This is a genomic window from Caballeronia arationis (genome assembly GCF_001544975.2).
In the GTDB taxonomy this organism is placed as follows: Bacteria; Pseudomonadota; Gammaproteobacteria; order Burkholderiales; family Burkholderiaceae; genus Caballeronia; species Caballeronia arationis.
Map to the genome: position 1 here is coordinate 1 of NZ_FCOG02000296.1, position 3528 is coordinate 3528.

5 protein-coding genes are annotated in these 3528 nt (G+C 59.3%); 3 read left to right on the plus strand and 2 right to left on the minus strand.

All coding sequences use genetic code 11. The annotated features are described in order from the left end of the window. From AWB81_RS47875 to AWB81_RS41170, 3 genes are all read left to right on the plus strand, one after another. Positions 1 to 221: hypothetical protein (locus AWB81_RS47875; RefSeq protein WP_235026190.1), on the plus strand; the 221-nt coding region annotated here is incomplete at its 5' end. Positions 222 to 450: 229 nt separating this feature from the next. Next, positions 451 to 1095: a hemerythrin domain-containing protein gene (locus tag AWB81_RS45460; protein ID WP_144444351.1), complete on the plus strand. Its 645-nt coding sequence runs from the start codon at positions 451 to 453 to the stop codon at positions 1093 to 1095. A gap of 539 nt (positions 1096 to 1634) precedes the next feature. Then, a complete protein-coding gene (locus AWB81_RS41170; protein WP_235026191.1) occupies positions 1635 to 1901 on the plus strand; it encodes a hypothetical protein in 267 nt (88 codons plus the stop codon). A 627-nt stretch (positions 1902 to 2528) separates the two neighbouring features. Here the strand turns inward: AWB81_RS41170 and AWB81_RS47880 are convergent. Next, a complete protein-coding gene (locus AWB81_RS47880) occupies positions 2529 to 3098 on the minus strand; it encodes a methyltransferase family protein (RefSeq protein ID WP_144444352.1) in 570 nt (189 codons plus the stop codon). 208 nt (positions 3099 to 3306) lie between these two features. After that, a partial coding sequence (locus AWB81_RS47885; RefSeq protein WP_235026192.1) for a lipocalin-like domain-containing protein occupies positions 3307 to 3528 on the minus strand: 222 nt, incomplete at its 5' end.

Genomic DNA, 3528 nt, shown 5'->3' on the forward strand with positions numbered 1-3528 from the left:
CCAACGCGCCGTCGTTCGGGCACAGTCTCCACAATTTCCGATGCGCCGCTGGTCCTGAGCGAGATCAGCGTCTACCGCTGGTGGAGGACGAAAATCCGAGGGCCGGAAAAAACTTGGGGCCCGGAGTCCCGTCGGGGCAGGACATGACGCCAAAACTGCCGCTCGACTTCAAGGAAAGTGCTCGCAACCAAAACGGCTTCATTGGCCGCACGATCAACTAGATGAAGGTGGTGGCGTGCGTCCGAGCGAATTTAGCTGACATTTGTTATCGACCGGTGAAGCCCTGCTTGGCACGCGCTTTCCTGTGCGTTGCCATCGATACAATCCATGCGCATGGGCTTCTCAGGCACAAGCGTTGCGTGTCGAACTTTATTACCTCACTCGGCGCCGACAGTCCAATGAGCACGTATCCGTCGCCTGCTCGTGAGAGTATCACTAGCATGATCCGGCATGGACCATGAACACGTGATCGCGCTCTTTCACCGGTATCGCCCGCTACGCTCGGCGATGCGCAAGCGCGCCATTGTGAGAACCGTCTGCGACGCGGTTGAAGTACATGCGACGCTCGAGGAAGAAAATTTTTATCCGTCGCTCCGACAAGTGTTCACCGCGTCCACCGGCGACACTGCTCTCAGCACGAGCGCACCTGACCACAACGAGGTGCGCGGCCTGATCGCGGACCTGAACAGCAGGTCTTCCGTCGACGACCGCTACGACGACGCGTTTATGGCGGCTTATGAGGACGGTGCTGAAGCATGTCGCGGACGAAGAAACTGCGCTCTTCCCAACTGCGGAACGGCTGATTCCCGAACGTTTGACGGCCCTCGGCGTGGAAACACGCCGGCGCGGCGAGTTCCTGCGGGGGCAGACGTTGCGCATGGCACCCAATCATCCATTGCGTCTCCTGCGGTCTCGTTCACCATCGGGGATTGGCATTGGCCTCATTCTGCTTGTCTTCTCGCGCACCGAAACGCGACGAATTGGCTCGCATTCTTGACCCGCTCACTGACCCGTATGCGAAATCCCAGTACATGCGTTCGCGCCCTCACGCTAGAGAAGAACGCACGAAGCACCGTGCTCCTCATGGTTCGCTGAAAGAGCGCGCTGCCGTATTACTAATATGAAACCGACCGTGTTGAACGCCATTGATCAGAACGGTCGATTAACGGACCTTGCGCCTTCGACTTACGCTCGCCTAAGATTTCGGTGGACGTGTTATCGACGTTCGAGGTTGTTTAAATCTCAATGTTCACTCCAGGCTGGGAGAGCGGACGAAGGAGAGAGCATTGACAGATGATGAGTGGCGCGAAGCGAATTCACGTCTCGAGGAGATTGTCGCGGACCTAGGTGTTTCACGGAATGCCATCGTCGCAAGCATGCTGGGTCGGCGAGGCGTCTTACTGGATGCGCGACATTGGGGGTCGCAGGGCGCTCGATCGTCTCGTCGTTTTATAATGCGACGCTGGGCCCACAGATTAAGGTCGGCAATTGAGGAACACTCCGTTTTGCGTGCGTTGAGAGGGCGGCCGAGCGAGACTTCGCATCGGCAAATCTGTAGAGGATTGTATAAGGGGGACATCGTGTCGCGCTTTCCGGAAACACTAAACCAAGTTGCCGATCGGTGGACGGTTTTGATGAATCAGGTAAATCGCCAAATCGGTCTCTATCCGAGCGGACTATATGTTGATGTTCGAACTTTCATCGACCAGACGGAGAGCATCCTCAAACCCGATCCATTCGAGCACGACGTGCTACGCACGGTTCGCCGCCTGGCCGAAGACGGAAAGCTAAAAATCGCGTTGTTTCGGCTGCGCGAGGTGATCGACGACCGACTCGAGGTGCCGAGAGATCGGCTACAGATTGAATCGCCGCCAGACGCTCGGGCCAAGCGGTGTTTGTAGCGGCGACGAAGTGCAAACTTCGTTACGCCGGAGCGCTAGCCCGGCTTCCTTCAAGTCATCAGGCAAATGCGACTAGCGATGACGGTCTATCGACCGAGGTCGTACGACGGACGCGTGCCATATGTGCGAGGCTGGCTGAAGGGCGCGGCAATCCCTTGCCGCTATGGCAACGGCTTGCGCGCGGTGGGCTCGACGTCGTGAAGGTGGATGGCGATCATGTCGCCATGAAGTTTGAAGCAGACGTCGGGCGCGTGGCAGATGCACTCGACCGCGCGTTAAATCGCGTCGCGTCTGACCTTCGCTGCGTCCCATAAGGGTCTGCTGATGCACCGACGAGCATGTGCAAGCAATGGGCGGCGTTGCAACGTCCTCGTGCATAGGCGTCGACCAGAACGTTGCAAGGCGATGATGATGCCCTCCGCCAAACATCGGTACGCTCGATGAGATGCGGCGATCTAGCTTTACAGAGTTTTTTGGCCTGCCGCCTCGTCGATGCTGGCAGCAGTCGCTGTTCGAGTAGTATCGTGCGTGAAGCGAAAGAGGGTGCCATCGTCTTCGTCGTTTTGGTAGCCGAACTCGGGACTGCGGTCCGCATCGAGAACCTCGCCGAGAGCGTCTACCTTGCACTCACAACGAGAACGGGCCCCCTGGGTTGCGCTTGCTCCCACGTTGCGCAAGTCGATGCTCCCGGCAGAAGTCGTAAGCCGCTAGGAGAGCAGCGTTGGCCCGCCGGGATACCGAACCCATCGCGCGGTCGAAGACTGCACCCTCTTCGGGGCGGGTCGAGCGATAAGTCCACGGATCGAATCCCTGGACGTGCCGGAACGCATTCTCACCGGTGCGCACGCTATGCTGCAAGTCGGACCATGCCTCCCAGTGAGATCGCGTCCCGATGAAGGCGGCCCAGCCGGTGATCGAGTCACCCACGTCGGAACGTAGGCATTCGCCGATAGGCGTGAGTTCGAAACGATGACCGTCAAGCTCGCGCAGAACATCCGCACTCGCGAGGGCGCGCAGCATACGGTAGAGCGTCGGTGCGTGAGTAGCGGTCAGCGCTGCGAGTACATCGCTCGTGCGGCGAGTGTCCGCGAGAAGGTTGGCGATGCCGAGCGTGGCGGCTAGATGAATGGCCTGCGAGACCTGATACCCATCGATCAGGCGACGAATCGCATTTGCCGGGTCTTGATCGTCTTTCATGGGCCTCCTCGCTTGACAACCTACGCCGCAAGCCTTCATTGAAGCCGCCCGCGGCTCGCCGTCGATAATGAAGGGACGCCGCTGCACATCCCCGTCCCAGTTGGGAAACGTGCCTCTTTGGATGTGGAAGACAATGACGTGAGCGGTGGTGTCGACCGTGTACATACCGAAGTGAGCCACGTTTCCCTTGGCAATTCCTGCATTCTCGTCAGCGGTTCCCTTGCAGACGGTTGCCCGAAGCGGATTTCGGCTGGTCGGCGCGAACACCGACCAGCGCGTAGCGGCCATCGCTTCCGAACAGGAGAAGGCCTTCGGGATGCGCGCCCAGCTGTTCCACCTCGGTTCCACTCCTGGTGACGGTCAGAGAGACCAGAGACCAAGATCCGGCCAGACTGCTGGGAGATTGCGCGCGAGCCCCGGGCACCGCGGT